Genomic DNA, 23,017 nt, shown 5'->3' with positions numbered 1-23,017 from the left:
CCCAGGACGTTCAGGCGCTCAGGCGCCCAGCGCCTGCTCGATGTCGCCCGCCAACTTGTCCGGCGCGTCCTGCGGCGCGTAGCGGCGGATCACGCGGCCGTCACGGCCGACCAGGAACTTGGTGAAGTTCCACTTGATCGCCTTGCTGCCCAGGAGGCCCGGCGCCTCGGTCTTGAGCCACTGGAACAGCGGATGGGCCCCGTCGCCATTGACCTCGACCTTGGCCATCATCGGGAAGCTGACCCCGTAGTTCAGCTGGCAGAACGAGGCGATCTCGTCATTGCTGCCGGGGTCCTGACGGCCGAACTCGTTGCTCGGAAAGCCGATGACCACCAGACCGCGGTCGCGAAACCGCTGCCACAGCGATTCCAGGCCCTCGAACTGCGGCGTGAAGCCGCACTTGCTGGCCGTGTTGACCACCAGCACCACCTGACCGGCCAGCGAGGACAGCTTCACGGTCTTGCCGGTGATGTCCTGGGCGGTGAAGTCGGCGATCGACGAGGCGCTGCTCATGTTGATCCTTGGCAAGAGTCCTGCGCTTCGGTGCCGCAGTTGACAACGTTTGCGGCATGTTATCCCTAGTTCCGCCGCGCCCCTGCATTGACGCTGGCGGAGCGGCCACCCAGGATGGCTGCAAACACCCAGGGAGACTGTTCACCGTGCCCTCGCCCGTCCGCATTGCCATCCTCGGATTCAGTGAATTCGAGCGCAGTGCGCTGGTGTCGTATTTCCAGCTCACCGCCCAACGCCAACCCAGCTACGCGCAGGTGCTGGCCATCGACGACGCCGACCTCGTGGTGGTCGACGCCGAACAACCCGGCGCGCTGGCCCTGCTGCAGGAGCTGGGCCGCACGCAGGACGCGGTGTACGTCGGCGCCCACGGTTCGGGCGACGCCGCCGGCTGGATGATGCGGCCGATCAACCCGGCCCATGTGCTGCGCGAGCTGGACGCGCTGCTGGTGCGGCACTTCAACCGGCCGGCCGACACGGCCCGGGCCTTCGCGCCCACCCAGCGCTCGGGCTTCGGCGCCACGCAGACGCTGGACTTCCCCGGCACCGTGCCCGGCGCACTGGCCCATCGCGATGCCGCAGCCGCCACACCGGCAGCCACCCCGGCAGCGGCCCCGGCCTCGCCGATGAGCACGGCCACCCTGCCCACGCTGCCGGCCAGCCTGTTCGGCGATCCGCTGGCGCCCGGCGCGCTGCGCACCATCGGCTCGCCGGCCGCGCTGATCCCGCCGCATGCCGGTCGCCGCGCCAATGACCGCAGCCCGACCGCCACCACGCCGTCACCCAGCCAGCTGGCCAGCGAGGCGCGCCGCCGCCGGCGCGAGGCCGCACTGCGGCCCGACGTGCTGCGCCGCGCGCTGCTGGTGGACGACAGCGAGGTGGCGCTGCACTTCCTGCGCCGCGAGCTCGAACCCTATGGCCTGGTGACCGATGCCGCCCGCGACAGCGAGCGGGCACTCGACCTGCTGACCCACCAGCCCTACGGCCTGGTGTTCCTCGATGTCGACCTGGGGCCGCCCAGCCACGTCGACGGGCTCACGCTGTGCCACCGCATCCGCCACCAGCTGGTGCATCCCGGCGGCCGCCCGCCGGCGGTGGTGATGGTCTCGGCCTTCCACGAGCCGGTCGACCAGGTGCGTGGCACGCTGGCCGGCGCCGAGGCCTTCCTGGCCAAGCCGCTGGACGTCGGCGCGCTCGACCGGCTGATGCGCCGCCACGGCTTCACCCGCCAGGCGCCAGTCGAACGCACGCTGGCGCAGTCCACCGCGCAGCCGCGCCCGCGGCTGTAGGCCGGCGCCAGCGTCAGTCGCGCTGCCAGGCGGCCAGCAGTGCCGCACCCACGATCAACACCGCGCCGGCGGCGGTGCGCGCGTCCAGCGCACCGGCGCCCAGCGCCAGCGCCGAGACGCTGGCGAACACCACCTCGCTGACCATGATCACCGAGGTGGTGTTGGCCGGCAGGCGCGCCGCGCCGTACTGCAGCGACAGGTTGGCCAGCAGGAACCAGCCGGCCAGCGCCGTGGCCGCCAGCAGCCAGCCGGCCGCCACCGGCGGCGGGGCCGGCACCCGGCCGGCCTGGGTGAGCAGCAACGCCAGCCCACCGGCCACGATGGCACCGCCGGCGAACATGGCCAGCGCACGCGCCGACTCGCTGCGGTGCGCCTCGCGGCGCAGCATCACGTTGTTCAGCGCGAAGCTGAAGCCGCCCAGCACCGACAGACCATCGGCCAGGCCCACGCCGGCCCAGGCCTGTGCGGCATTGCCGGCCGGCCACAGCACGGTGGCCGCCCCCGCCAGCGCCATGGCCACGCGCAGTGCGCCGCGGGCACTGATGCGCTCGCCCAGCAGCAGGCGTGACAGCAGCGCCGTCCACAGCGGCATCAGGTAGAACAGCAGCACCACGCGCACCACGTCGCCGATGCTCACCGCCCAGTTGAAGCAGGCATTGGTGGTGCCGGCGCCCGCCACCAGCACCCACAGCACCGGCGTGCGCAGCAGCTCGCCCAGCGCGGCGGGCCGGCGCAGCACCAGGATCACCGAGGCCGCGCCGAAGGCGATCACGGTCAGCCACAGCGCGTGCAGGCCCAGCCCGGCCATGGCCCGGAACGGCCACCAGCTCACGCCCCAGGTGAAGGCGTTGAACAGCAGCGCCAGCGCAGCCAGCGCGCGGGGCGGGAGCCCCCCGCTCAATGCTTGTCGCTGCGGGCGATCGCCAGCAGACGCTCGACCTCGTCGCGGTGCTCGACCAGGTTGCGCTGGTGCCACTGGCGGATCACCAGCATCGTGCCGGCCACCACCGTGCCCAGCGCCGCGATGGCGATGAAGGCCGAGAAGCCTAGCTTGGTCAGGCCCGTGTAGAACGCGCCGATGGCCAGGATGCAGGCCTGCTCGTTGAAGTTCTGCACCGCGATCGACCGGCCGGCGCCCATCAGGTTGTGGCCGCGGTGCTGCAGCAGCGCATTCATCGGCACCACCAGGTAGCCGCCGGCGGCGCCCAGCAGCAGCAGGAAGGGCACGGCCACCCAGATGTCACGGATGCCATTCAGGCCGATGGTCAGCAGGCCCATCGCGATGCCCAGCGGGATCACGCCGGTGGCCTTGTCCAGCCGCATGCGGGCCGAGGCCCACACCGCGCCGGCGGCCACGCCCACCGAGACCACGCCGGCCAGGTTCGACGCCTGCGTGGTGGTGTAGCCCAGCGCGGCGGCCGCCCAGGGGAACACGATGATGCGCAGGTTGCCGCCGAAGCCCCAGAACACCGTGGTGGTGGCCAGCGAGATCTGGCCCAGCTTGTCGCGCCACAGGCGGGCGTTGCAGTCGGTGAAGTCGCGCAGCAGCGTCAGCGGGTTGCCGGCCAGCGGCTGCAGCGTGGCGTCGGTGCGCGGGATGTACAGGTTGAACACCGCCGCCAGGATGTAGATGCCCACCATCACCGCGATGGCGGCCTCGGGTGCGGTGTCGACCCCGGTGTCGAAGCCCGGCAGGTCGAAGCCCAGCAGCACCGGCGACAGCTTCGGCCCCACCAGCTGGCCGCCGAGCACGATGCCCAGGATCACCGAGGCGATGGTCAGCCCCTCGATCCAGCCATTGGCCTTGACCAGCTGCGACGGCGGCAGCAGCTCGGTGAGGATGCCGTACTTGGCCGGCGAGTACGCCGCGGCACCCAGGCCCACCACCGCGTAGGCCAGCAGCGGATGGCCGCCAAACAGCATCATCAGGCAGCCCACCACCTTGATGGAGTTGCTGACGAACATCACCCGGCCCTTGGGCACGGCATCCGCAAAGGCACCGACGAACGGCGCCAGCACCACGTAGAACAGCGCGAACATCGGCGTCAGCGCCGGGATCTGCCAGGCAGGCGCCTGCGCATGGCGCAGCAGCTCGATGGCGGCCACGAGCAGCGCGTTGTCAGCCAGCGAGCTGAAGAACTGCGCTGACATGATGGTGTAGAAACCTTTTTTCATCCGCCGCGCGGGAAGCGCCCCAACAGTCCTTCGTTCGCCGGCAGGTCTCCACTGCCGCACACCATCATGCTGCACCGCATCAGGGCCCCAAGCCGCAAACAGGGCCGGGCCTGGCCGGGTGCGGCGGGGTTATAGCACGCGGCCCTGTCGCCACTGTCGCCCGCCTGTCCCCGGAAGGCACACCGCCGGCTGGCAGAATCGCCGGCGCCGTCCCTGCCCCGAGTGCTGCCCGTGCCCCGTCCGATCGAAGCCCTGATCCACCCTGGCGCACTGGCGCACAACCTGGGCCGCGCCCGCGCACTGGCCCCCGATGCCCGCGTCTGGGCGGTGGTGAAGGCCAATGCCTATGGCCACGGCATCGAGCGCGTGTTCGACGCGCTGCGCGGCGCCGACGGCTTCGCGCTGCTCGATCTGGCCGAGGCCGAGCGCCTGCGTGCCCTGGACTGGCGCGGCCCGATCCTGCTGCTGGAAGGCTGCTTCGAGCCGCGCGACCTGGAACTGTGCTCGCGGCTGAACCTGTGGCACGCCGTGCACTGCGAGGCGCAGATCGACTGGCTGGCGGCGCACAAGACGCACCAGCCGCACCGCGTGTTCCTGAAGATGAACAGCGGCATGAACCGCCTGGGCTTCACGCCCACCGCCTTCCGCGGCGCCTGGGCGCGGCTGAACGCGCTGCCGCAGGTGGACGAGATCTCGCTGATGACCCACTTCAGCGACGCCGACGGCACGCGCGGCATCGCCCACCAGGTGGCCGCCTTCGAGGCCGCCACGCACGACCTGCCCGGCGAGCGCAGCCTGGCCAACAGCGCCGCCATCCTGCGCCACCTGGGCGCGGCCGCCGCTGGCGCGCCAGCCCTGCGCAACGACTGGGTGCGCGCCGGCATCCTGAGCTACGGCAGCGCGCCCGACTTCCCCGAACACGACATCGCCCACTGGGACCTGCGCCCGACGATGACGCTGCGCTCGCGCCTGATCGGCGTGCAGGCGCTGCAGCCGGGTGACACGGTGGGCTACGGCAGCGCCTTCACCGCCGAGCAGCCGATGCGCATCGGCATCGTGGCCTGTGGCTATGCCGACGGCTACCCGCGCCACTGCGCCACCGGCACGCCGGTGCTGGTGGAAGGCACCCGCACACGCACCGTGGGCCGCGTGTCGATGGACATGCTGGCGGTGGACCTGACGCCGGTGCCCGGCGCGCAGATCGGCAGCGAGGTGACGCTGTGGGGCGAGGGCCCGCGCGGCAGCCGGCTGCCGATCGACGAGGTGGCGCGCGCGGCCGGCACCATCGGCTACGAGCTGATGTGCGCGCTGGCGCCGCGCGTGCCGGTGCGTGGCGATGCCGACGCGCTGAGCGGCTGACCGACCCGCCGCACCCGCGACGGAGCCAGGCTATCAGGCCATCAGGCCATCAGGCCCTCAGCCAGTCATGCCCGCTTGAACAGCGCCAGCGCCGTGCCGGCGGCCACGAACAGGCTGCCCATGCCGCGGTTCACCCAGCGGATGCGGCGCGGCGCCGCCAGCACGGCCTGCAGGCGGCTGGCCAGGGCGACGTAGCCGCTCATCACCGCGCACTCCACCACGCCGAAGGTCAGGCCGATCACCAGGTACTGCGGCGCCAGCGGCGCGCTGGTGTCGATGAACTGCGGCAGCACCGCCAGCAGGAACACCGTGCCCTTGGGATTCAGCGCATTGACGCCCCAGCCGCGCAGCACCAGTGCGGCGCGGCCGATCGGTGCGGCGGCTTCGCCCTGCGCCTCACCCGCGGCGGCGGCCACGCGCAAACCCAAGGCCGGCGCGCGCCACTGCTGCACGCCCAGCCACACCAGGTAGGCCGCGCCCACCCACTTGACGAGGGTGAACGCCAGCTCCGAGGTGGCCAGCACCGCCCCCAGGCCCACGCTGACCACCAGGGTCTGCGTCCACACGCCGAGCAGCAAGCCGAAGGCGATGGCCTGGCCGCGCGCGAAGCCGTGCGACAGGCCGGCGCCCATGGCCGCCAGCGCACCGGGGCCGGGCGACAGGCTGATGGCCACCGTGGCGATGAAGAACGGAATCCAGACTGACCAGCTCATGGCACCTGCTTCCAGTGGCGTAGCAACAAGGGGCCGCGGTTGTAGCACGCCGGCCGGCGCGGCCGCACGGCCAACGACAATCGCCCCATGGCCAAGGAAAAGACCCAGTACACCTGCACCGCCTGCGGCGGCACCAGCCCCAAGTGGCTGGGCAAGTGCCCGCAGTGCGGCGAATGGAACACGCTGGAGGAAACCGTGGCCGAGGCCAGCGGCGCCGCCCGCCACCGCTTCCAGGGCCTGGCCAAGGCGCAGCCGGTGGCCACGCTGGCCGAGATCGAGGCCGCCGACGTCGAGCGCACGCCCACCGGCCAACCCGAGCTCGACCGCGTGCTGGGCGGCGGCATCGTGGCCGGCGGCGTCACGCTGATCGGCGGCGACCCCGGCATCGGCAAGAGCACGCTGCTGCTGCAGGCGGCCGAGACGCTGAGTTCGGCGGTCAAGGTGCTGTATGTCACCGGCGAAGAGTCGGGCGCCCAGGTGGCGCTGCGCGCGCGGCGCCTGGGCCTGGCCGGCAGCCAGCTGCGCGTGCTGCCCGAGATCCAATTGGAAAAGATCCAGGCCGCGCTGAGCGCCGAGCAGCCGGCCTTCTGCGTCATCGACTCGATCCAGACGCTGTACTCCGACCAGCTGACCAGCGCGCCGGGCAGCGTGGCCCAGGTGCGCGAATGCGCCGCCCAGCTCACCCGCACCGCCAAGGCCACCGGCTGCGCGATGGTGCTGGTGGGCCACGTCACCAAGGAAGGCGCCATCGCCGGCCCTCGCGTGCTGGAGCACATCGTCGACACGGTGCTGTACTTCGAGGGCGACACGCACAGCAGCTACCGCCTGGTGCGCGCGATCAAGAACCGCTTCGGTGCGGTCAACGAGATCGGCGTGTTCGCGATGACCGAGAAGGGCCTGAAGGGCGTCAGCAACCCCAGCGCCATCTTCCTGTCGACCCACGGCGCGCCGGTACCCGGCAGCTGCGTGCTGGTGACGCTGGAGGGCACGCGGCCGCTGCTGGTGGAGATCCAGGCCCTGGTGGACAGCGGCGGCCCCAGCCCGCGGCGCCTGAGCGTGGGCCTGGAGCGCGACCGCCTGGCCATGCTGCTGGCCGTGCTGCACCGCCATGCCGGCGTGCAGTGCGGCGATCAGGACGTGTTCGTCAACGCCGTCGGCGGTGTGCGCATCAGCGAGCCGGCGGCCGATCTGGCGGTGCTGCTGGCCATCCAGGGATCCTTGCGCGGCAAGGCGCTGCCGCAGGGCTTCCTGGCCTTTGGCGAGGTGGGCCTGGCAGGCGAGGTGCGGCCCGCGCCGCGCGGTCAGGAGCGGCTGAAGGAAGCCGCCAAGCTGGGCTTCAGCGTGGCGCTGGTGCCCAAGGCCAATGCGCCGAAGAAGCCGATCGAGGGCCTGACCGTGCATGCGGTCGAGCGCATCGACGAGGCCATGGACCTGGTGCGCGGGCTGTGAGGTCTGCGGCGGCGACAATCCGCCGATGATCTCGGCGATCCTCGGTTCCGCGGCCTTCGGTTGGCTGCTCGCGCTGGTGGCCCATGTGGCCGGCTATGTGATGTACGGCTGGCCCGGCGTGGCCATGGCCTTCTCGGCCACGGTGTTCTGGCTGCTGCTGCAGTTCAGCCGCGCGCTGCGCGCGATGCGCGAGGCCGGCGGCGCGCCGGTCGGCCAGGTGGCCAGCGCGGTGATGCTCAATGCCAAGCTGCGCACCGGCCTGCGCCTGGTGGACATCATCCGCCTGACGCGCAGCCTGGGCGAGAAGCTGGCCGACACGCCCGAGACCTACCGCTGGACCGACGCCGGTGGCGTGGCCGTCACCGTCGAACTGGACGGCGGACGCTGCGCGCGCTGGACGCTGCAGCGGCCGGCCGAACCCGAGGCCGACGCCCCACCCCCGGCCTGACGCTTGGCGGGCCAGCGGGCGGTCAGACGCCGCGGCGGCGCACCAGGAAGCCCAGGCCACCCAGACCGGCCAGCATCAGCGCGTAGCTGCCGGGCTCGGGCACGGCGCTGGTGATGCTGCCGGCGTTGGCGTAGATCGACACGTGCGACAGACCGTTCTGGTTGGCCCCCGGCACGTCCACCAACAGCTGGCTGCCGGCGCTCAGGCCCTGGTCATAGCGGTAGGCGGCGAAGTTGCTGCCGCCCTTGATCGTCAGCACGAAGGGCGTGCCGATGTTCATCAGCAGGTTCAGCGTGCCCTGGCTCGCGTCGGTGCCCGACTTCACCAGGTCGAACAGCGCCAGCGCGGCGTTGGCCATCGTGGTGCCGGCGGCCGGATTGGTGTCCTTGTACTGGGTCAGCGTGCCCAGGCCGGTCCAGCCGGCGCTGGCCAGCAGGCTGGCCACGTTGCCGGGCTGGTCGTTGCCGCTGACGAAGCCGGCGCAGGCGTTGGCCGCCACGCTGACATCGGCCGTCACGCTGCAGGTCCACAGACCGCTGCTGGTGGACGTGGTGCCACCGGCCGGGCTGCTGCCCGGCTTGGCAGCATGGGCGGCGCCGGCCACCGACAGGGCGGCGGCAGCCAGGCTGATGAACAGGCGGTGTGAGTGCGACATGGTGGTTCCCGACGACGTGTGCTGGATGTGAGGCGTGGTCGCCCGTCGCGGACCTGGGGGCCCTGCACCGACGACGGGCCGCAGTGTCGGGAGAACAGCGGGGCCTGTCCGTGCCAGATTGCCGCTTCACCATCCGCCGGGCGGCTGCGGCGGGTGGCCGCGCCCCCGTGCGGTGGGTGTGCGTGACAAGTTGCCGCACGCGGCAGGCTGGCGGCACTCAAGTCGGCCCGCACGACGCCGATGCGCCGCAGCCACGGCCGGCGGCGCCGCACGGACCGGGTGCGACGGCCAGCGGCCTACAATCCCGGGTTCGCCCGATACCCCCACAGGAGAGCTCCCCATGTCGATGTCCGACCGCGACGGCAAGATCTGGATGGATGGCCAGCTGGTCGACTGGCGCGACGCCAAGATCCACGTGCTGAGCCACACGCTGCACTACGGCTGCGGCGCCTTCGAAGGCGTGCGCGCCTACAACACGGTCAACGGCACCGCCATCTTCCGCCTGCGCGAGCACACCGAGCGCCTGCTCAACAGCGCCAAGATCCTGCGCATGAAGGTGCCCTTCAGCATCGAGCAGCTGGAAGATGCGCAGAAGGCCGTGGTGCGCGAGAACAAGCTCGAGAGCTGCTACCTGCGTCCGCTGGTCTGGATCGGCGACCAGAAGCTGGGCGTCAGCCCCAAGGGCAACACCATCCACGTGATGGTGGCCGCCTGGGCCTGGGGTGCCTACCTGGGTGAAGAGGGCCTGAAGCGCGGCATCCGCGTGAAGACCAGCAGCTACACCCGCCACCACGTCAACATCACGATGACGCAGGCCAAGGCGGTGAGCAACTACACCAACAGCATCCTGGCCAACATGGAGGCCACCGACGACGGCTACGACGAGGCCCTGCTGCTCGACTCCAGCGGCTTCGTCTCGGAAGGCGCGGGCGAGAACATCTTCGTCATCAAGAACGGCGTGATCTACACGCCCGACCTGTCGGCCGGCGCCCTGAACGGCATCACGCGCAACACCATCTTCCACATCGCCAAGGACCTGGGCCTGGAGATCGTGCAGAAGCGCATCACGCGCGACGAGGTGTACATCGCCGACGAAGCCTTCTTCACCGGCACCGCCGCCGAGGTGACACCGATCCGCGAACTCGACCGCATCGAGATCGGCATCGGCAGCCGTGGCCCGATCACCACCAAGATCCAGGCCGCGTTCTTCGACATCGTCAACGGCCGCAACGCCAAGTACGCCGAGTGGCTCAGCAAGGTGTGATCGTCATGAGCAACAAGGAATCCGTCGTCGAAGTGCTGGCCAAGGACGTTCAGGGCCCGGGCGTGGTGCCCTGCCCGAACCCCAAGATGGCCCTGTGGAGCAACCACCCGCGCGTGTTCGTCGACGTCACGCACGAGGGTGGCGGCAAGTGCCCGTACTGCGGCACGGTGTACCGGCTCAAGGCCGGTGAAGTGCTGCACGGCGCGCACTGACCGCACGGCCGCGCGCATGAGCCAAGCCTCCCCCGCGGCGCAGGAATTCATCCTGACGCTGAGCTGCCGCGACACCACCGGCATTGTCTACGCCGTCTCGGGCCTGCTCTACCAGGCCGGCTGCAACATCATCGACTCGCAGCAGTTCGGTGACGTGCAGGGCGAGGACGCCACGGGGCTGTTCTTCATGCGCGTGCACTTCGCGGCACCGCCGCACCTGGCCGACGGCGCCACGCTGGCCAACCTGTTCGGCCATGTGCGCCAGCAGTTTGGCATGGATGCGCGCTTCCACGCCGTGGCCGCACGCCCGCGCCTGCTGCTGATGGTGAGCCAGCACGGCCACTGCCTGAACGACCTGCTGTTCCGCGTGAAGAGCGGGCAGCTGGCGGTGGACATCCCGGCCATCGTCAGCAACCACACCACGTTCCAGGCGCTGGCCGAGAGCTACGGCATCCCCTTCCACCACCTGCCCCTGCCCACGGGTGCCGACGCGGCCACCAAGCGCGCACAGGAGCAGCGCATCGAGGCGCTGGTGGAGGCCGAGCAGATCGACCTGGTGGTGCTGGCGCGCTACATGCAGATCCTGAGCCCCGAGCTGTGCGCGGCGCTCAAGGGCCGCGCGATCAACATCCACCACAGCTTCCTGCCCAGCTTCAAGGGCGCCAAGCCCTACTACCAGGCCCATGCCCGGGGCGTGAAGCTGATCGGCGCCACGGCGCACTACGTCACCGCCGACCTGGACGAAGGCCCGATCATCGAGCAGGACGTGGCCCGCGCCGACCACTCGCTGTCGGCCGAAGACCTCACCGCCCAGGGCCGCGACGTGGAATGCGTGGTGCTGGCCCGCGCCGTGCGCTGGCATGTGGAACGCCGCGTGCTGATGAACGGCCACAAGACGGTCATCTTCCGCTGACGCCCCACCCGCTCGACAGGCCCGACGCCATGACACGCCGCCCCGCCCATGCCGCCCACCTGCTGAGCACCCCCGACGAGGTGGAGGCCCAGTTCTACGAGGCCCTGCGCGAGGGCGACCTCGACAAGCTGATGGCCCTGTGGGCCGACGACGACGAGGTGGTGTGCGTGCACCCGGGCGGCCCGCGCCTGGTGGGGCATGGCGCCATCCGCGCGGCCTTCGAGGCCATCTTCGCCAGCGGCCGCATCAACCTGCAGGTCGAACGCGTGCGCCGCGTGCACAGCGCCGATGCCGCGATGCACAGCCTGGTGGAGCGGGTGAACATCGTCACCGCCGAAGGCGCCCAGGTGGGCCATGTGCTGGCCACCAACGTGTACCTGCGCACCGCCCAGGGCTGGCGCCTGGCGGCCCACCACGCCAGCCCCGGCACGGCCGACGAGCCGCCCGAGATCGTCGAGACGCCGTCGGTCCTGCACTGAGCCCGCCGGCAGGAGCGCGCATGCAGGAATTCCGCGCGCCGCGCTGGCTGCCCGGCGGCCATGCCCAGACCATCTGGCCGGCGCTGTACGCGCGCCGCCACCATGGCCCGGCCCTGGCCTTCACGCGTGAGCGCTGGGCCACGCCCGACGAGGACTTCATCGACGTCGACTTCCTGGGCGCGCCGCCGTCGCCCGCCGATGTGCGGCCGCTGCTGGTGCTGTTCCACGGCCTGGAGGGGTCTTCCGCCAGCCACTACGCCCAGGCCTTTGGCCACTGGGCACGCGAGGCGGGCTGGGCCTATGCCGTGCCGCACTTCCGCGGCTGTTCGGGCGAGCTCAACCGCGCACCGCGCGCCTACCACTCGGGCGACTGGCAAGAAATCGGCTGGATCCTCGAACGCCTGCGCGGGCGCAGCACGCAGCCGCTGCGCGTGGTGGGCGTGTCGCTGGGCGGCAATGCGCTGCTGCGCTGGGCCGAGGAGGCCGGCGACAGCGCGGCCGGCACGGCGGCCGGCGTGACGGCCGTGTGCTCGCCGATCGACCTGGCCGCTGGCGGCCACGCCATCGGCCGCGGCCTGAACCGGCAGATCTACACGCGCATGTTCCTGCGCACCATGAAGCCCAAGGCGCTGGCCAAGCTGGCCCAGCACCCGGGCCTGTTCAGCCGCGAGCAGTTGATGGCCGCGCGCGACCTGTACGAGTTCGACAACGTGTTCACCGCGCCGCTGCACGGCTTCAAGAACACCGAGGACTACTGGGCGCGCGGCTCGGCCAAGCCGCACCTGCACCGCATCCGCATCCCGGCGCTGGTGCTGAACGCGCGCAACGACCCCTTCATCCCCGCGCACTGCCTGCCACGCCCGCACGAGGTGGGCCGCTGGGTCACGCTGTGGCAGCCGGCGCATGGCGGGCATGTGGGCTTTCCGGGTGGGCGCTTTCCGGGCCACGTGCTGACCCTGCCCGACGCGGTGATGGGCTGGATGCGGCAGCATGGCGGCTGAGCCGCACCACCAGGAACCCGCCCCATGGACGCCATCGTCGAAGCCGCACTGAAGAAGTGGCCCAACGTGCCGCACTGCCACGGCTGGCTGGCGCTGGACGCGCGCGGCGACTGGTACATGCGCGACGAGCGCACGCAGCGCGCCGGCCCGTTCCCGCAGGTCAAGGGCAGCCGCGTGGTGCACGACAAGCTGCGCGAGTTCATCCACCGCAACTACGCTGCCGATGCCGCCGGCCAGTGGTTCTTCCAGAACGGCCCGCAGCGGGTGTACGTGCAGTTGGAAGCCACGCCGTGGATCTGGCGCGTGCAGTGGCCCGATGACGCCGCGCGGGCCGATGCCGTGCCCCGGGTGAGCAGCCACACCGGGCAGACCACCACCGTCACCAGCACCTGGCTGGACGACGAGGGCCGCCTGTACCTGAACACGCCGCTGGGCCTGGGCCTGGTGCACAGCCAGGACATGCTGGACGCCGCCCGCGCCATCGAGGCCGGGCTGTGGGATCCGCAGCCGCTGACGGCGGCCGAGGCGCCGGCACGCTTCGGCTTCGTGCGCGAGCCGCAACCGCCCTCGGCGCCGGCATGAAAAAACCGCCCCTCGGGGCGGTTTTCTCTGGGGCGCCAGGCGCCGAAGCCGGTGGGGCTTACTTCGACGCGGCGGCGTCCGGGGCCGAGGCGGCGCCGGCCGGGGCCTTGGGCTCGTCGAACTTGGCGCCGCCCTTGTTGGCCATGTACACCACGGCGCGGCCGATCTCCACGTCGCTGAAGTCGCCACCGCCCTGGGCACCCATGTTGCCCTTGCCCTTCAGGGCCGAGGTCAGCAGGGCCTCGTAGCCGGTCTTGATGCGTGCGCCCCAGGCGCCCTCGTCGCCCAGCTTGGGCGCACCGGCCGCGCCGGTGGCGTGGCAGGCCGAGCACTGGGCCTGGAACACCTGTTCGCCGCTCTTCAGCGCGCTGGCGTCACCGGCCACCTTGATCTCGATCGAGCCGATCGGCTGGATGCGGCGGGCCGTGGCCTCTTCGCTCATGCTGTCGCTGCCGGCGCCGGTCTTGCCGCCGAAGTTCACGAAGTTGGCCAGCATGATGATCACCACCACCGGCACCACGAAGGACGCGACCACCGCGCCGATCAGTTGCTTGGGCGTCTTGATCGGGCCTTCGTGCACTTCGTGTGCGTCAGCGTGGGAGGCCTGGTTGTGCTGGGCGTCGCTCATGGAGTCCTCGGCTAGTCACCCGGCAAAGACCCGGGCAAAACCTTCGGATTATAAGGGCCTCGCCCCGCCGCCATGCCCCGCAGGCGACGCGTGGGCGCCACGCCCGGTGGCTGTGCGTACAATGCGAGGTTCTTCGCCGTGGCGCCCGTAGCTCAGTGGATAGAGTATTGGCCTCCGAAGCCAAGGGTCGCTGGTTCGATCCCAGCCGGGCGCGCCACACCGCGCGAACACCGGTGCATACCCAAGCGGTCTGCACCCAGCACACGCCAACCTCCGGGTTGGCGTTTTGCTTTGTGCGCCGCGCCGGCGCCGGGGGCTTGTCCGCTCGCGGACAGCAGGTCCGCGCCCAGGTCCGCAGAATGGGTGCTTGGCCGCGAGGCGGCCGCTGACCTGTCACTGCCCCGGAGACCTCACCATGCGCGACTACCTGCAGTTCTACATCGACGGCGCCTGGGTCGATCCCGCCACGCCGCGCACGCTGGACGTCATCAACCCCGCCACCGAGGGCGTGGCCGGCCGGATCTCGCTGGGCTCGGCCGAAGACGTGGACCGCGCCGTGCGCGCCGCGCGCCGCGCCTTCGCCACCTACTCGCAAACCACCGTGGCCGAGCGCATCGCGCTGCTCGAGCGCGTGATCGCCGAGTACAAGAACCGCTACGCCGACATGGCCGCCGCCATCACCGAGGAGATGGGCGCGCCCGCCGCGCTGGCGCAGAAGGCCCAAGCCGCCATGGGCATCGGCCACCTGCAGACCGCGCTGGCCGTGCTGAAGGACTACCACTTCGAGGAGCAGCGCGGCAGCACGCTGATCCGCAAGGAGCCGATCGGCGTGTGCGGCCTGATCACGCCGTGGAACTGGCCGGTGAACCAGATCGCCTGCAAGGTGGCGCCGGCGCTGGCCACCGGCTGCACCATGGTGTTGAAGCCCAGCGAGATCGCGCCGTTCTCGGCGCAGATCTGGACCGAGATCCTGCATGCCGCGGGCGTGCCGGCCGGCGTCTTCAACCTGGTCAACGGCGACGGGCCCACGGTGGGCGCGGCGATCTCCAGCCACCCCGAGGTGGACATGGTGTCGTTCACCGGCAGCACGCGCGCCGGCGTGGAGGTGGCGCGCAACGCCGCGCCCACGGTCAAGCGCGTGCACCAGGAGCTGGGCGGCAAGTCGCCCAACATCCTGCTGCCCGATGCCGACTTCCAGCGCGCCGTCACCGCCGGCGTCAAGGGCGTGATGAGCAACTCGGGCCAGAGCTGCAACGCGCCCACGCGCATGCTGGTGCCCAACGCCCGCATGGACGAGGTGCTGGCCATCGCCAAGACCGCCGCCGAGGGGGTCAGCGTGGGCGATCCGGTGAGCAGCGGCGCGGCCATCGGCCCGGTGATCTCGGCCACGCAGTGGGACAAGATCCAGATGCTGATCAACAAGGGCCTGGAGGAGGGCGCCACGCTGGTGGCCGGCGGCCCCGGCAAGCCGGCCGGGCTGGAGCGCGGCTACTACGTCAAGCCCACCGTGCTGGGCCGCGTGAACAACCAGATGACCGTGGCGCGCGAGGAGATCTTCGGCCCGGTGCTCACCATCCTGGGCTACGACACGGTGGACGAGGCCGTGGCCATCGCCAACGACACGCCCTACGGCCTGGCCGCCTATGTCTCGGGCAGCGATGCCGAGCAGGTGCGCCAGGTGGCCGGCCGGCTGCGCGCCGGCCAGGTCAACCTGAACAGCGCCGCGCCCGACCTGATGGCGCCCTTCGGCGGCTTCAAGCAGTCGGGCAACGGCCGCGAGTGGGGCGAGCACGCGTTCGGCGAGTTCCTGGAAGTCAAAGCTGTGCTCGGATGGGCCGCGAAAGCCTGATTTCCGGCTGAGGTCGCGCTTGGCGCGACAATCCGGCGGCGCTCTTCGGAGCGCCGTTTTCGTTTCAACTCCCGGATCCCCATGAGCCACCTCATCGTCCACGGCGGCCGCCCGCTGCGGGGCAGCATCAGCCCGTCGGCCAACAAGAACGCGGTGCTGCCGGTGCTGTGCGCCACGCTGCTGACCACCGAGCCGGTGGTGCTGCACCGCGTGCCCGACATCACCGATGTGCGCAAGCTGCTGGCCTTCTTCCGCGAGCTGGGCTCGACGGTGGAGCTGGACGAGGCCACGCGCACGCTGCGCCTGCAGCACGGCGCCCAGATGCGCGCCGACGACGTGCGCCTGCCGGTGGGCATGCGCTCGTCGATCATGCTGGTGCCGGCGCTGCTGCACCGCTTCGGCCAGGCACGGCTGGAGGACGACGTGACCGGCTGCACGCTGGGCGTGCGCGAGGTCGATCCGCACATCGAGGTGTTCCGCGCATTCGGCGCCGAGGTGACGCTGGAGCCGGGTGCGGTGCAGATCCGCGGCGCCCAGCGCTTCACCGCCACCAGCCACTGGCTGGACTACGCCTCGGTCACCACCACCGAGAACTTCGCGCTGTGCGCGGTGGTGGCGCGCGGCCGCTCGCACCTGACCAACGCCGCCTGCGAACCGCATGTGCAGGAGTTCTGCAGCTTCCTGTCGGCCATCGGCGCGCGCATCCAGGGCAACGGCGGCTCGCAGCTCGACATCGAGGGCGTGGACCAGCTCGGCGGCACCGAGTTCACCTTCGCCGACGACTTCCACGAGGTGGCCACCTTCCTGGCGCTGAGTGCCATCACGCAGGGCGACGTGGTGGTGCACAACGACGCCGCCAGGCAGTTCCCGCTGCTGGACCGCACCTTCGCCAAGTTCGGCGTCGAGATCGAGCACCGCGACGGCTACAGCCGCGCCCATGTCAACGGCCCGATGAAGGTGAAGCCGCCGTTCACCAGCAACATCCTGCAGAAGGTGGAGGCCGCGCCCTGGCCCTATGTGCCGGCCGACCTGCTGCCGATCTTCGTGGCGCTGGGCGTGCGCGCCGAGGGCTCGGTGATGTTCTGGAACAAGGTCTACGAAGGCGCGCTGGGCTGGAGTGCCGAGCTCAGCAAGTTCGGCGCGCACGCCGTGCTGTGCGACCCGCACCGCCTGATCGTCTACGGCGGCAAGCCGCTGACCCCGGCCACGGTGGAGAGCCCCTACATCATCCGCGTGGCCATCGCGCTGTTCATGCTGGCCGCCAGCATCCCGGGCAAGTCGACGATCCTGAACGCGCTGCCGATCCGCCGCGCGCACCCGAAGTTCGTCGAGAACCTCAACGCGCTGGGGGCGGCGGTGGAGTGGGTGGCCGAGGAGTAGGCGCCGCGGGCGGCGGGTCGGCGCGCGTCAGTCCAGCGCCCCCACCACCATGCCCGCGGCGGCCAGCCGCTCGGCCAGCACGCGGCCCAGGCCGGTGGCCGGGGTGAGCACGCCGCCCAGGTCGGGGCCGCCGGGCAGATCGCTGCGCTGCAGGGCCAGCGCCAGCGCGGCCTCGCAGACGAAGGTGGTGGTGGCGCGGTTGCCGGGGTCGCCGCGGCCGGCGATGCGGCCGTGCAGCGTGTGGCCCCCCGGGGTGCGGCCGATCAGGTCGCAGCAGAAGCTGCCGCCGTCCATCGCTGCCTCGCTGGGGCCCTCGCCCGGGGCCGGGGCCAGGCGGCGCGCCAGGGCGCGGGCCGGCGCCCAGTGCAGCGCGGCCATGCCGCCGGCCAGGCCCAGGCTCACGCCGCCGGCCGTCAGCGCCGCGCCCAGGCCGCGGCCGGCGCGCAGCCATTCCTGGTAGCGCCAGCCGGGCTGGGCGGCGGCATCGCCGGCGGCCTGCAGCAGCGCCACGCTGCGGCGCACCACGCGGGTGTTCACCGGGCCCATCACGAACGGCGCCAGCCAGGCGTCGAAGTCGGCATCGCGGCAGGGCCCGGTGGGGTCGGCCGCCTGCGCGGTGGCATCGGCCGGCACCGGGCCGGCGGGGTTCAGCAGAAAGGGCTGCGCGGCCTGTGCCGACTGCCCGCTGGCCACCAGGTGCAGGGCCGAGGCCAGCGTGCCGCCGTTCAGCCCGCCGCGCACCGTGTGGCTGGCCTTGACCTCGATGCAGGGCTCGCCGTGCCGGTGCCACAGTGCCTGGGCCACCAGCCAGGCGCCCAGGTCGGACGGCACCGAGTCGAAGCCGCAGCAGGGGATGATGCGCGTGCCATCGCGCGCGGCGCGCGCGTGGTGGGCGTCGATCAGGCCGCGCACCCAGGGCGTCTCGCCGGTGATGTCAACGTAATGCGTGCGCTGCGCCACGCAGGCCGCCACCAGGCCGCTGCCGAAGCGGGCGAAGGGCCCGGCGGTGCTGAGCACCACCGCCGCATCGGCGGCCAGCGCGCGCAACGCGCGCTCGTCGTCGGCGGCGGCCACCACGATGCCGGCACCGGCCGCCGCGGCGCCACCGGCGGCCTCCACCGCCTCACGCACCGCCTGCAGCCGCGCGGCCGAGCGGCCGGCCAGCGCCCAGCGCAGGCCCGGCGGCGCATGCGCGGCCAGGTAGGCCACGGTCTGGCGGCCGACGAAGCCGGTGGCGCCGTACAGCACCACGTCGTAGCGGCGCGGCGCGCTGGGGTGCGAGTGGCGGGAGCGGGCCATGGCGCGGTGCGGGCGGGCGGGCGGGCGGGTGGGCGGGCTCAGGTCATGCGGCGCATCACCGCGCCGCTGACGCGCCGCAGCAGCCACTTGGGCGCTGCGCGGCCGGCCAGGATGGCGGCCAGGTTCAGCGTGCCGGGCACGCGGATCACCTCGCCGGCCAGGCAGGCCTCGTAGCCCTCCTGGGCCACGGCCTCGGCGCTGCCCACCACGAAGTCGGGCAGGCGGCTGCTCAGCGCCTCGCTGGCCTGCTGGGCCTGTTCGAGCATGCCGGTGGCGGTGATGCCGGGGCACAGCGCGGTGGCGGTGACGCCCGTGCCCTTCAATTCCTCGGACAGCGATTCGGTCAGCGACAGCACATAGGCCTTGGTGGCCGCGTACACCGCCAGCTGCGGCACCGGCTGGAACGCGGCGATCGAGGCCACGTTCAGCACCCGGCCCTGGCCGCGCTGCACCATGGCGGGCACGAACTGCGCCAGCATGCCGGTCAGGCCGCTGACGTTCAGGTCGATCAGCCGCCGGTGCGCGTCGGCCGGGTGCTCGACGAAGCCGCCCTGCTCCAGCTGGCCGGCGTTGTTCACCAGCACGTCGATGCGGCGGCGGGCGCGGCGCAGCCGGGCGGCCAGCCCGGCCGGCGCGTCGGGCTGCGACAGGTCGGCGGCCTCGGGCCAGGCGCGCACGCCATGCTCGGTGGCCAGTGTCCGGGCCAGGGCCTGCAGCGGCGCCAGGCGGCGCGACACCAGCACCAGGTTGAAGCCGCCGCAGGCGAAGCAGGCCGCCAGCGCGGCGCCGATGCCCGACGAGGCGCCGGTGATCAAGACGGTCTGGCCCCGGCCCGGTGGGTCCTGGTGCATGTGCGGTTCCTCCCTGCGACGTGGCAGCACATCACCGCGCCAGCGCAGCCATTCTGCATGGCTGCGCCGTTGCGGCACCGCCGCGCGCCCTCACTCGCTTCGGGGGGCGGCGGGCAGATCCAGCGTGAACAGCGCACCGCCCTCGGGGGCGTTGCTGGCGCTGAGGTACCCGCCGTGGCGCTCGACGATGCCGTAGCTGATCGACAGGCCCAGGCCGGTGCCGGTGCCCACCGGCTTGGTGGTGAAGAAGGGGTCGAACACGCGGCCCAGGTGCTCCGGCGCGATGCCGGGGCCGTTGTCGCGGCAGTGCAGGCGCACGCACTGGCCGTCGCAGCGCAGCGTGATCCACAGCGCCGGCGGGCTGGCGCCAGCGCCGTTGGCGGCGTCGTAGGCGTTCTGCACCAGGTTCATCAGCACCTGCAGCAGCTGGCCGGCATGGCCCACCACCCAGCACGGCTCGCCCGGCTGCCAGTGCACCTCGAACTGCGGCGCCGTGCCCTTGCACACCCAGTGGATGGCGCGCTCGATCACGCCGTTCAGGTCGATGCGCGTGCGCTCCTCGCGGTCCACCGCCGAGAAGCGCTTGAGGCCCTGCACGATGTCGGCCGTGCGCTGCGCGCCTTCCAGCGTGCCCTCCATCAGCGAGGGCAGGTCGGCCAGCAGGTGGTCGATGCGCAGCTTGGCACGCAGGCGCGCCTGCTCGCCGGCCGGCGTGCCGCCGTGCAGCGCATCCAGGTAGGTGCGCAGGCGCTCGGTGTAGCGCTGCAGCGCATGCACATTGCCCAGCACGAAGCTGATCGGGTTGTTCAGCTCATGCGCCACGCCGGCCACCAGGCGGCCCAGCGAGGCCATCTTCTCGCTGTGCAGCAGCTGCTGCTGGGTGCGCTTCAAGGCCTCGTGCGCTTCGCGCAGCTGGTGGTATGCGCGTTTGATCTCGGCCATCGGCCGGCCCACGAACACCAGGCCCACGCGGCGGCCGCGCGCATCGCGCCGCGGCGTGCAGTTGAAGTCCACCGGCACGGCCTGGCCCTGGGCGTCGATCAGGTCCACCTCGATCACGGTGCCGCCGGTCAGGCCCGACTTCTGCAGCGCCGGCGTGTCCAGCACCTGGCGCAGGCGCGCGCGGCTGGCGTCGCCGGCCAGCAGGTCGGTGATGCGCGTGCCGCGCAGCGCGGCCTCGTCGCGGCCCACCAGCTCGGCCAGGGCGGCATTGATCTCCTCGATCTCGCCGGCCTGGTTGCAGGCCACCAGCACATCGCTCATCGCCGACAGCAGGCTGAAGATGAACTGCTGGCTCTGCTCGAGCTCGGCGTTCTTCTGCTCCAGCGCGATCTCGTCGGCCACCAGCTGGCTGTAGGTCTCGTCCATCTTCTGGATCACGTCCAGCCAGGTGGTCTCGTCCACCGCGCCGTCCAGCTCCAGCGGCGGCAGCGTGGGCAGGCTGCGGTGTGCGTCTTTCATCGTGCCGGCGTCAATGCACGGTGCAGACCATGCAGGGGTCGAAGCTGCGCACGATGTGCTGCACGGCCACCGGCGTGGCCTCGCCCGGCTGCACCGGCGCGCCCTCCAGCGCGGCCTCCAGCGCACCGGGCGTGCCGGCGGCGTCGCGCGGCGAGAAGTTCCAGCTGGTGGGCGCCACGATCTGGTAGCCGGCGATGCGGCCGCGCTCCACGCGCAGCCAGTGGCCGAGCGCGCCGCGCGCGGCCTCGGTCAGGCCCGTGCCTTCGGCCTCGTCGGGCAGCGGCTGGGTGACGCAGAAGGGCTCGCGCGGTTGGATGGCCGCCAGCCAGCCGGCCATCATCGGCACCACGCGGGCCAGCTCGACCAGGCGCGCCAGCACACGGGTGTAGACCGTGCCGCCGCAGCGCGCCACGGCGCTGCGCACCAGCGGCTGGCCGCTGGCCAGCTGGCGCGCGATGGCGCCGGTCTCCACCACCTGGCCGGCCAGGCGTGGCGCCTTGTTCCAGGTGTAGGCGCCGGGCTTGTCGGCATCGGGCACGGTGAGGCCCATGGCCGGGTGGCGCGCGGCATGGCCACCATCGGCCAGCCAGGCGTGGGTGACGTCCTCGGTGATGCTGTTCAGCGCCAGCGGGTGCAGGCGGGCGTCGGCGGCGTGCCACAGGCCGCGGGCCAGCGCGAAGTCGCCCTCCGGTTGGGCATAGGCGCCATAGCTCAGGTAGCGGCCGGGGCCGGGGCCCAGGCGGTCGAAGCCCAGGTCGGCAGCGATGGTGAGAAACAGGCGCAGATCACCGCGCTGCGGATCGGCCGCATGCCAGGCCTGCAGCGCGGCTTCATCGGCCAGGCCGGCCACCTCATCGAGCGGCGCGCCGAACAACGTGCCTTCCAGAAAGCCCTGGAACTCGCGCAGCCGGGCCAGCAGACGCAGGCGCTCGGCCGCGTCAATGGCACGCGTGCTGCCGCCGGGCTGCAGGCTGTGGGTGTGCGGCCAACGCCCGCCCAGCGTGCCCAGGATCTCGAACCAGCGCTGCCGCGCCGCCAGCGCCGTGCGGGCATGGGCGCCGGCCCCGGCGGCAAAGCGACACTGCACCTCGTTGAACCAGGGTCGCGCGGCATACACCGGCCGCGTCAGGTCGGGCATGAAGAACAGGTAGAAGTGGGTCAGGTGGTCGGCCAGGTTCTCCACCGCCAGCATCAGGTTCAGCGCATGCGTGCCGTTGGGCGGCGGTTCGATGCCCTGCGCATCGGCCAGCGCGCGCGCGGCCGCCGCCGACTGCGACACCGAGCAGATGCCGCAGATGCGCGGCACGATGACCAGCGCATCCTGCGGCGCGCGGCCACTGAGCATGGGCTCGAAGCCGCGGTACATCGGCGCATTGACCTCGGCGCGCGTGACGCGGCCCTCGGCCACCTCGAGCCGCACTTCCAGATCGCCCTCCACGCGGTTGAAGGGGCCGACGACGAGACGGGTGCTCTCTGTCACTTGAGCCTTGTCTTCTTCACGGCCGGCGCGACGACCACATGGTCGGCCGTGGCGTTGTGCTTCACGCGGCGCGGCGTGGCGCTCTTGCTGAGCGAGGCCAGCGCCACGAACCAGGCCTTGGGCATGTCGGTGGGCAGGCCGATGGGGATGCCGGCCAGCTTGGGCGTCAGGTGGTACGGATGGCCGGGATCCTGGAAGCCCGGCTCGGTGCAGCTGATGCAGGCATAGCCGCCGCGGGTGCAGCTGCCCTCGCCGTTCCACAGCCGCGTGTTGCAGTCGGCATGCGCCTGCGTGCCCTTGCAGCCCAGGTGCTCCATCATGCAGCCCAGGTCCGATGGTTTCTCGGCGCTGGCCTTGAACTCGTAGAACTCGTTGCGCGTGCAGCCGTGGTGCACCAGCTGATCGGCATAGAAGCGGGGCCGGCCCAGGGCGTCCAGGTCGTCGGCGCCGAACAGGCCCGCGGCCAGCGCCATCAGCGTATCGAGCACCCAGCCGGGGTGCGTGGGGCAGCCGGCGATGTTGATCACCGGCAGGCCGCCGCGGGCGCGGAAGTCGGCACCCAGCAGGCCGCCGCGCACATCGTCCTCGAACTGCAGGCCGCAGGCCTCGGTGGCGTTGTCGCCGGTGGCGCTGATGCCGCCCCAGGCCGCGCAGCTGCCCACCGCCAGCACATGCGTGGCCACGGCGGCCAGGCGCTGCACCCAGTGGGTCATCGGCAAGCCGGTGCCGGCCAGGATGTGGAAGCGGCCGGTGCCGTGCGGCCCGCGCAGCAGCGCGCCCTCGATGCACAGCGCATCCAGCCGCTGGCGGCCGGCGATGCAGTCCTCCAGCAGCGTGATCAGCTCGTCGCCGCTGGCCAGTGACAGCGCCGGGTGCCACAGCATCTCGATGCCATTGGCCGCCAGCTGGGCCGGGAAGTCGGCCGTGTCGGCGCACAGCAGCGACATGCTGCAGCCACCGCAGCCGCCCGATTGCAGCCACAGCACCTTCAGGCTGTTGGGTGAGCCGATGGCCGCCATC

23 protein-coding genes and 1 tRNA gene are annotated in these 23,017 nt (G+C 71.9%); 13 read left to right on the top strand and 11 right to left on the bottom strand.

Annotated elements, in window-relative coordinates; all coding sequences use genetic code 11:
- Positions 1-18: 18 nt before the first annotated feature.
- Positions 19-513, bottom strand: coding sequence for a glutathione peroxidase (locus AACH10_RS17445; RefSeq protein ID WP_341411737.1), 495 nt, complete (start codon positions 511-513; stop codon positions 19-21).
- 146 nt (positions 514-659) lie between these two features.
- On the opposite strand from AACH10_RS17445, the gene AACH10_RS17440 reads away from it, so the two are divergent.
- A complete protein-coding gene (locus AACH10_RS17440; protein ID WP_341411736.1) occupies positions 660-1,799 on the top strand; it encodes a response regulator in 1,140 nt (379 codons plus the stop codon).
- 13 nt (positions 1,800-1,812) lie between these two features.
- Here AACH10_RS17440 and AACH10_RS17435 read toward each other — a convergent pair whose 3' ends face one another.
- Together AACH10_RS17435 and lplT are read right to left on the bottom strand one after the other, a co-directional pair.
- A complete protein-coding gene (locus tag AACH10_RS17435; RefSeq protein ID WP_341411735.1) occupies positions 1,813-2,700 on the bottom strand; it encodes a DMT family transporter in 888 nt (295 codons plus the stop codon).
- Positions 2,697-3,974: a lysophospholipid transporter LplT gene (gene lplT, locus AACH10_RS17430; protein ID WP_341411734.1), complete on the bottom strand. Its 1,278-nt coding sequence runs from the start codon at positions 3,972-3,974 to the stop codon at positions 2,697-2,699. The genes AACH10_RS17435 and lplT overlap by 4 nt, the downstream gene beginning before the upstream one ends.
- Before the next feature lie 231 nt (positions 3,975-4,205).
- Between lplT and alr the strand changes: the two genes are divergently transcribed.
- A complete protein-coding gene (alr, locus tag AACH10_RS17425) occupies positions 4,206-5,333 on the top strand; it encodes an alanine racemase (RefSeq protein ID WP_341411733.1) in 1,128 nt (375 codons plus the stop codon).
- 65 nt (positions 5,334-5,398) lie between these two features.
- Here the strand turns inward: alr and AACH10_RS17420 are convergent, their stop codons facing one another.
- Positions 5,399-6,046 (bottom strand): LysE family transporter, encoded by a 648-nt coding sequence (locus AACH10_RS17420; RefSeq protein ID WP_341411732.1) that lies wholly within the window; start codon positions 6,044-6,046, stop codon positions 5,399-5,401.
- An 87-nt stretch (positions 6,047-6,133) separates the two neighbouring features.
- On the opposite strand from AACH10_RS17420, the gene radA reads away from it, so the two are divergent.
- Together radA and AACH10_RS17410 are read left to right on the top strand one after the other, a co-directional pair.
- Entirely contained in the window at positions 6,134-7,495 is a 1,362-nt protein-coding gene (gene radA / locus AACH10_RS17415) for a DNA repair protein RadA (protein ID WP_341411731.1), read from the top strand.
- Between the two features lie 25 nt (positions 7,496-7,520).
- Positions 7,521-7,943 (top strand): hypothetical protein, encoded by a 423-nt coding sequence (locus tag AACH10_RS17410; RefSeq protein WP_341411729.1) that lies wholly within the window; start codon positions 7,521-7,523, stop codon positions 7,941-7,943.
- Positions 7,944-7,965: 22 nt separating this feature from the next.
- Here the strand turns inward: AACH10_RS17410 and AACH10_RS17405 are convergent, their stop codons facing one another.
- Positions 7,966-8,598: a PEP-CTERM sorting domain-containing protein gene (locus tag AACH10_RS17405; RefSeq protein ID WP_341411728.1), complete on the bottom strand. Its 633-nt coding sequence runs from the start codon at positions 8,596-8,598 to the stop codon at positions 7,966-7,968.
- Positions 8,599-8,938: 340 nt separating this feature from the next.
- Between AACH10_RS17405 and AACH10_RS17400 the strand changes: the two genes are divergently transcribed.
- Genes AACH10_RS17400 through AACH10_RS17375 form a run of 6 tightly spaced genes read left to right on the top strand, consistent with a single transcriptional unit; the run spans position 8,939 to position 13,049 of the window.
- Complete coding sequence (locus AACH10_RS17400; RefSeq protein WP_341411727.1) at positions 8,939-9,862, top strand: branched-chain amino acid transaminase; 924 nt, start codon at positions 8,939-8,941, stop codon at positions 9,860-9,862.
- A 5-nt stretch (positions 9,863-9,867) separates the two neighbouring features.
- Positions 9,868-10,074 (top strand): zinc-finger domain-containing protein, encoded by a 207-nt coding sequence (locus AACH10_RS17395; protein ID WP_341411726.1) that lies wholly within the window; start codon positions 9,868-9,870, stop codon positions 10,072-10,074.
- Between the two features lie 16 nt (positions 10,075-10,090).
- Positions 10,091-10,987, top strand: a complete 897-nt coding sequence (gene purU / locus AACH10_RS17390; RefSeq protein ID WP_341411725.1) for a formyltetrahydrofolate deformylase — start codon at positions 10,091-10,093, stop codon at positions 10,985-10,987.
- Between the two features lie 29 nt (positions 10,988-11,016).
- Positions 11,017-11,466: a YybH family protein gene (locus AACH10_RS17385; RefSeq protein ID WP_341411724.1), complete on the top strand. Its 450-nt coding sequence runs from the start codon at positions 11,017-11,019 to the stop codon at positions 11,464-11,466.
- Positions 11,467-11,486: 20 nt separating this feature from the next.
- The gene (locus AACH10_RS17380) at positions 11,487-12,467 is read left to right on the top strand and encodes a YheT family hydrolase (RefSeq protein ID WP_341411723.1); all 981 of its coding nucleotides are present in this window, start codon (positions 11,487-11,489) and stop codon (positions 12,465-12,467) included.
- A gap of 24 nt (positions 12,468-12,491) precedes the next feature.
- The gene (locus AACH10_RS17375; protein WP_341411722.1) at positions 12,492-13,049 is read left to right on the top strand and encodes a DUF2946 family protein; all 558 of its coding nucleotides are present in this window, start codon (positions 12,492-12,494) and stop codon (positions 13,047-13,049) included.
- A gap of 58 nt (positions 13,050-13,107) precedes the next feature.
- Here the strand turns inward: AACH10_RS17375 and AACH10_RS17370 are convergent, their stop codons facing one another.
- On the bottom strand, positions 13,108-13,677 hold the full coding sequence (locus AACH10_RS17370; RefSeq protein ID WP_341411721.1) for a c-type cytochrome: 570 nt from the start codon (positions 13,675-13,677) through the stop codon (positions 13,108-13,110).
- Positions 13,678-13,818: 141 nt separating this feature from the next.
- On the opposite strand from AACH10_RS17370, the gene AACH10_RS17365 reads away from it, so the two are divergent.
- The 3 genes from AACH10_RS17365 (at position 13,819) to AACH10_RS17355 (ending at position 16,906) form a co-directional block, all read left to right on the top strand.
- Positions 13,819-13,894, top strand: a tRNA-Arg gene (locus AACH10_RS17365).
- A 198-nt stretch (positions 13,895-14,092) separates the two neighbouring features.
- Positions 14,093-15,526, top strand: coding sequence for an aldehyde dehydrogenase family protein (locus AACH10_RS17360; RefSeq protein ID WP_341411720.1), 1,434 nt, complete (start codon positions 14,093-14,095; stop codon positions 15,524-15,526).
- An 81-nt stretch (positions 15,527-15,607) separates the two neighbouring features.
- Positions 15,608-16,906, top strand: coding sequence for a UDP-N-acetylglucosamine 1-carboxyvinyltransferase (locus AACH10_RS17355; protein ID WP_341411719.1), 1,299 nt, complete (start codon positions 15,608-15,610; stop codon positions 16,904-16,906).
- A gap of 27 nt (positions 16,907-16,933) precedes the next feature.
- On the opposite strand, the gene AACH10_RS17350 is transcribed toward AACH10_RS17355, so the two are convergent.
- The 5 genes from AACH10_RS17350 to AACH10_RS17330 all read right to left on the bottom strand — a co-directional run bounded on the left by AACH10_RS17350 (position 16,934) and on the right by AACH10_RS17330 (position 23,016).
- Positions 16,934-18,205, bottom strand: coding sequence for a saccharopine dehydrogenase family protein (locus tag AACH10_RS17350; protein ID WP_341411718.1), 1,272 nt, complete (start codon positions 18,203-18,205; stop codon positions 16,934-16,936).
- Between the two features lie 38 nt (positions 18,206-18,243).
- Positions 18,244-19,056 (bottom strand): SDR family NAD(P)-dependent oxidoreductase, encoded by an 813-nt coding sequence (locus tag AACH10_RS17345; RefSeq protein WP_341411717.1) that lies wholly within the window; start codon positions 19,054-19,056, stop codon positions 18,244-18,246.
- Between the two features lie 90 nt (positions 19,057-19,146).
- Entirely contained in the window at positions 19,147-20,517 is a 1,371-nt protein-coding gene (locus AACH10_RS17340) for a sensor histidine kinase (RefSeq protein ID WP_341411716.1), read from the bottom strand.
- A 10-nt stretch (positions 20,518-20,527) separates the two neighbouring features.
- The gene (locus AACH10_RS17335) at positions 20,528-21,997 is read right to left on the bottom strand and encodes a nickel-dependent hydrogenase large subunit (protein WP_341411715.1); all 1,470 of its coding nucleotides are present in this window, start codon (positions 21,995-21,997) and stop codon (positions 20,528-20,530) included.
- On the bottom strand, positions 21,994-23,016 hold the full coding sequence (locus AACH10_RS17330; RefSeq protein ID WP_341411714.1) for an NADH-quinone oxidoreductase subunit B family protein: 1,023 nt from the start codon (positions 23,014-23,016) through the stop codon (positions 21,994-21,996). Before AACH10_RS17330 ends, AACH10_RS17335 begins: the two co-directional genes overlap by 4 nt.
- Position 23,017 lies beyond the last annotated feature (1 nt).

The sequence above is a fragment of the Pseudaquabacterium inlustre genome (genome assembly GCF_038066595.1).
In the GTDB taxonomy this organism is placed as follows: domain Bacteria; phylum Pseudomonadota; class Gammaproteobacteria; order Burkholderiales; family Burkholderiaceae_C; genus Pseudaquabacterium; species Pseudaquabacterium inlustre.
The sequence above is the reverse complement of the archived record's forward strand: the minus strand, read 5'-3'. Positions and strand labels throughout refer to the sequence as shown.

Bases quoted from the DNA above. Each gene is read 5' to 3' on its own strand.
- lplT (WP_341411734.1), bottom strand. From the start codon at position 3,974: ATGAAAAAAGGTTTCTACACCATCATGTCAGCGCAGTTCTTCAGCTCG.
- AACH10_RS17410 (WP_341411729.1), top strand. From the start codon at position 7,521: ATGATCTCGGCGATCCTCGGTTCCGCGGCCTTCGGTTGGCTGCTCGCG.
- AACH10_RS17400 (WP_341411727.1), top strand. From the start codon at position 8,939: ATGTCGATGTCCGACCGCGACGGCAAGATCTGGATGGATGGCCAGCTG.
- AACH10_RS17340 (WP_341411716.1), bottom strand. From the start codon at position 20,517: ATGAAAGACGCACACCGCAGCCTGCCCACGCTGCCGCCGCTGGAGCTG.
- purU (WP_341411725.1), top strand. From the start codon at position 10,091: ATGAGCCAAGCCTCCCCCGCGGCGCAGGAATTCATCCTGACGCTGAGC.
- AACH10_RS17345 (WP_341411717.1), bottom strand. From the start codon at position 19,056: ATGCACCAGGACCCACCGGGCCGGGGCCAGACCGTCTTGATCACCGGC.
- AACH10_RS17350 (WP_341411718.1), bottom strand. From the start codon at position 18,205: ATGGCCCGCTCCCGCCACTCGCACCCCAGCGCGCCGCGCCGCTACGAC.
- AACH10_RS17355 (WP_341411719.1), top strand. From the start codon at position 15,608: ATGAGCCACCTCATCGTCCACGGCGGCCGCCCGCTGCGGGGCAGCATC.
- AACH10_RS17405 (WP_341411728.1), bottom strand. From the start codon at position 8,598: ATGTCGCACTCACACCGCCTGTTCATCAGCCTGGCTGCCGCCGCCCTG.
- radA (WP_341411731.1), top strand. From the start codon at position 6,134: ATGGCCAAGGAAAAGACCCAGTACACCTGCACCGCCTGCGGCGGCACC.
- AACH10_RS17420 (WP_341411732.1), bottom strand. From the start codon at position 6,046: ATGAGCTGGTCAGTCTGGATTCCGTTCTTCATCGCCACGGTGGCCATC.
- AACH10_RS17385 (WP_341411724.1), top strand. From the start codon at position 11,017: ATGACACGCCGCCCCGCCCATGCCGCCCACCTGCTGAGCACCCCCGAC.
- AACH10_RS17375 (WP_341411722.1), top strand. From the start codon at position 12,492: ATGGACGCCATCGTCGAAGCCGCACTGAAGAAGTGGCCCAACGTGCCG.
- AACH10_RS17360 (WP_341411720.1), top strand. From the start codon at position 14,093: ATGCGCGACTACCTGCAGTTCTACATCGACGGCGCCTGGGTCGATCCC.
- AACH10_RS17380 (WP_341411723.1), top strand. From the start codon at position 11,487: ATGCAGGAATTCCGCGCGCCGCGCTGGCTGCCCGGCGGCCATGCCCAG.
- AACH10_RS17445 (WP_341411737.1), bottom strand. From the start codon at position 513: ATGAGCAGCGCCTCGTCGATCGCCGACTTCACCGCCCAGGACATCACC.
- AACH10_RS17395 (WP_341411726.1), top strand. From the start codon at position 9,868: ATGAGCAACAAGGAATCCGTCGTCGAAGTGCTGGCCAAGGACGTTCAG.
- AACH10_RS17370 (WP_341411721.1), bottom strand. From the start codon at position 13,677: ATGAGCGACGCCCAGCACAACCAGGCCTCCCACGCTGACGCACACGAA.
- AACH10_RS17330 (WP_341411714.1), bottom strand. From the start codon at position 23,016: ATGGCGGCCATCGGCTCACCCAACAGCCTGAAGGTGCTGTGGCTGCAA.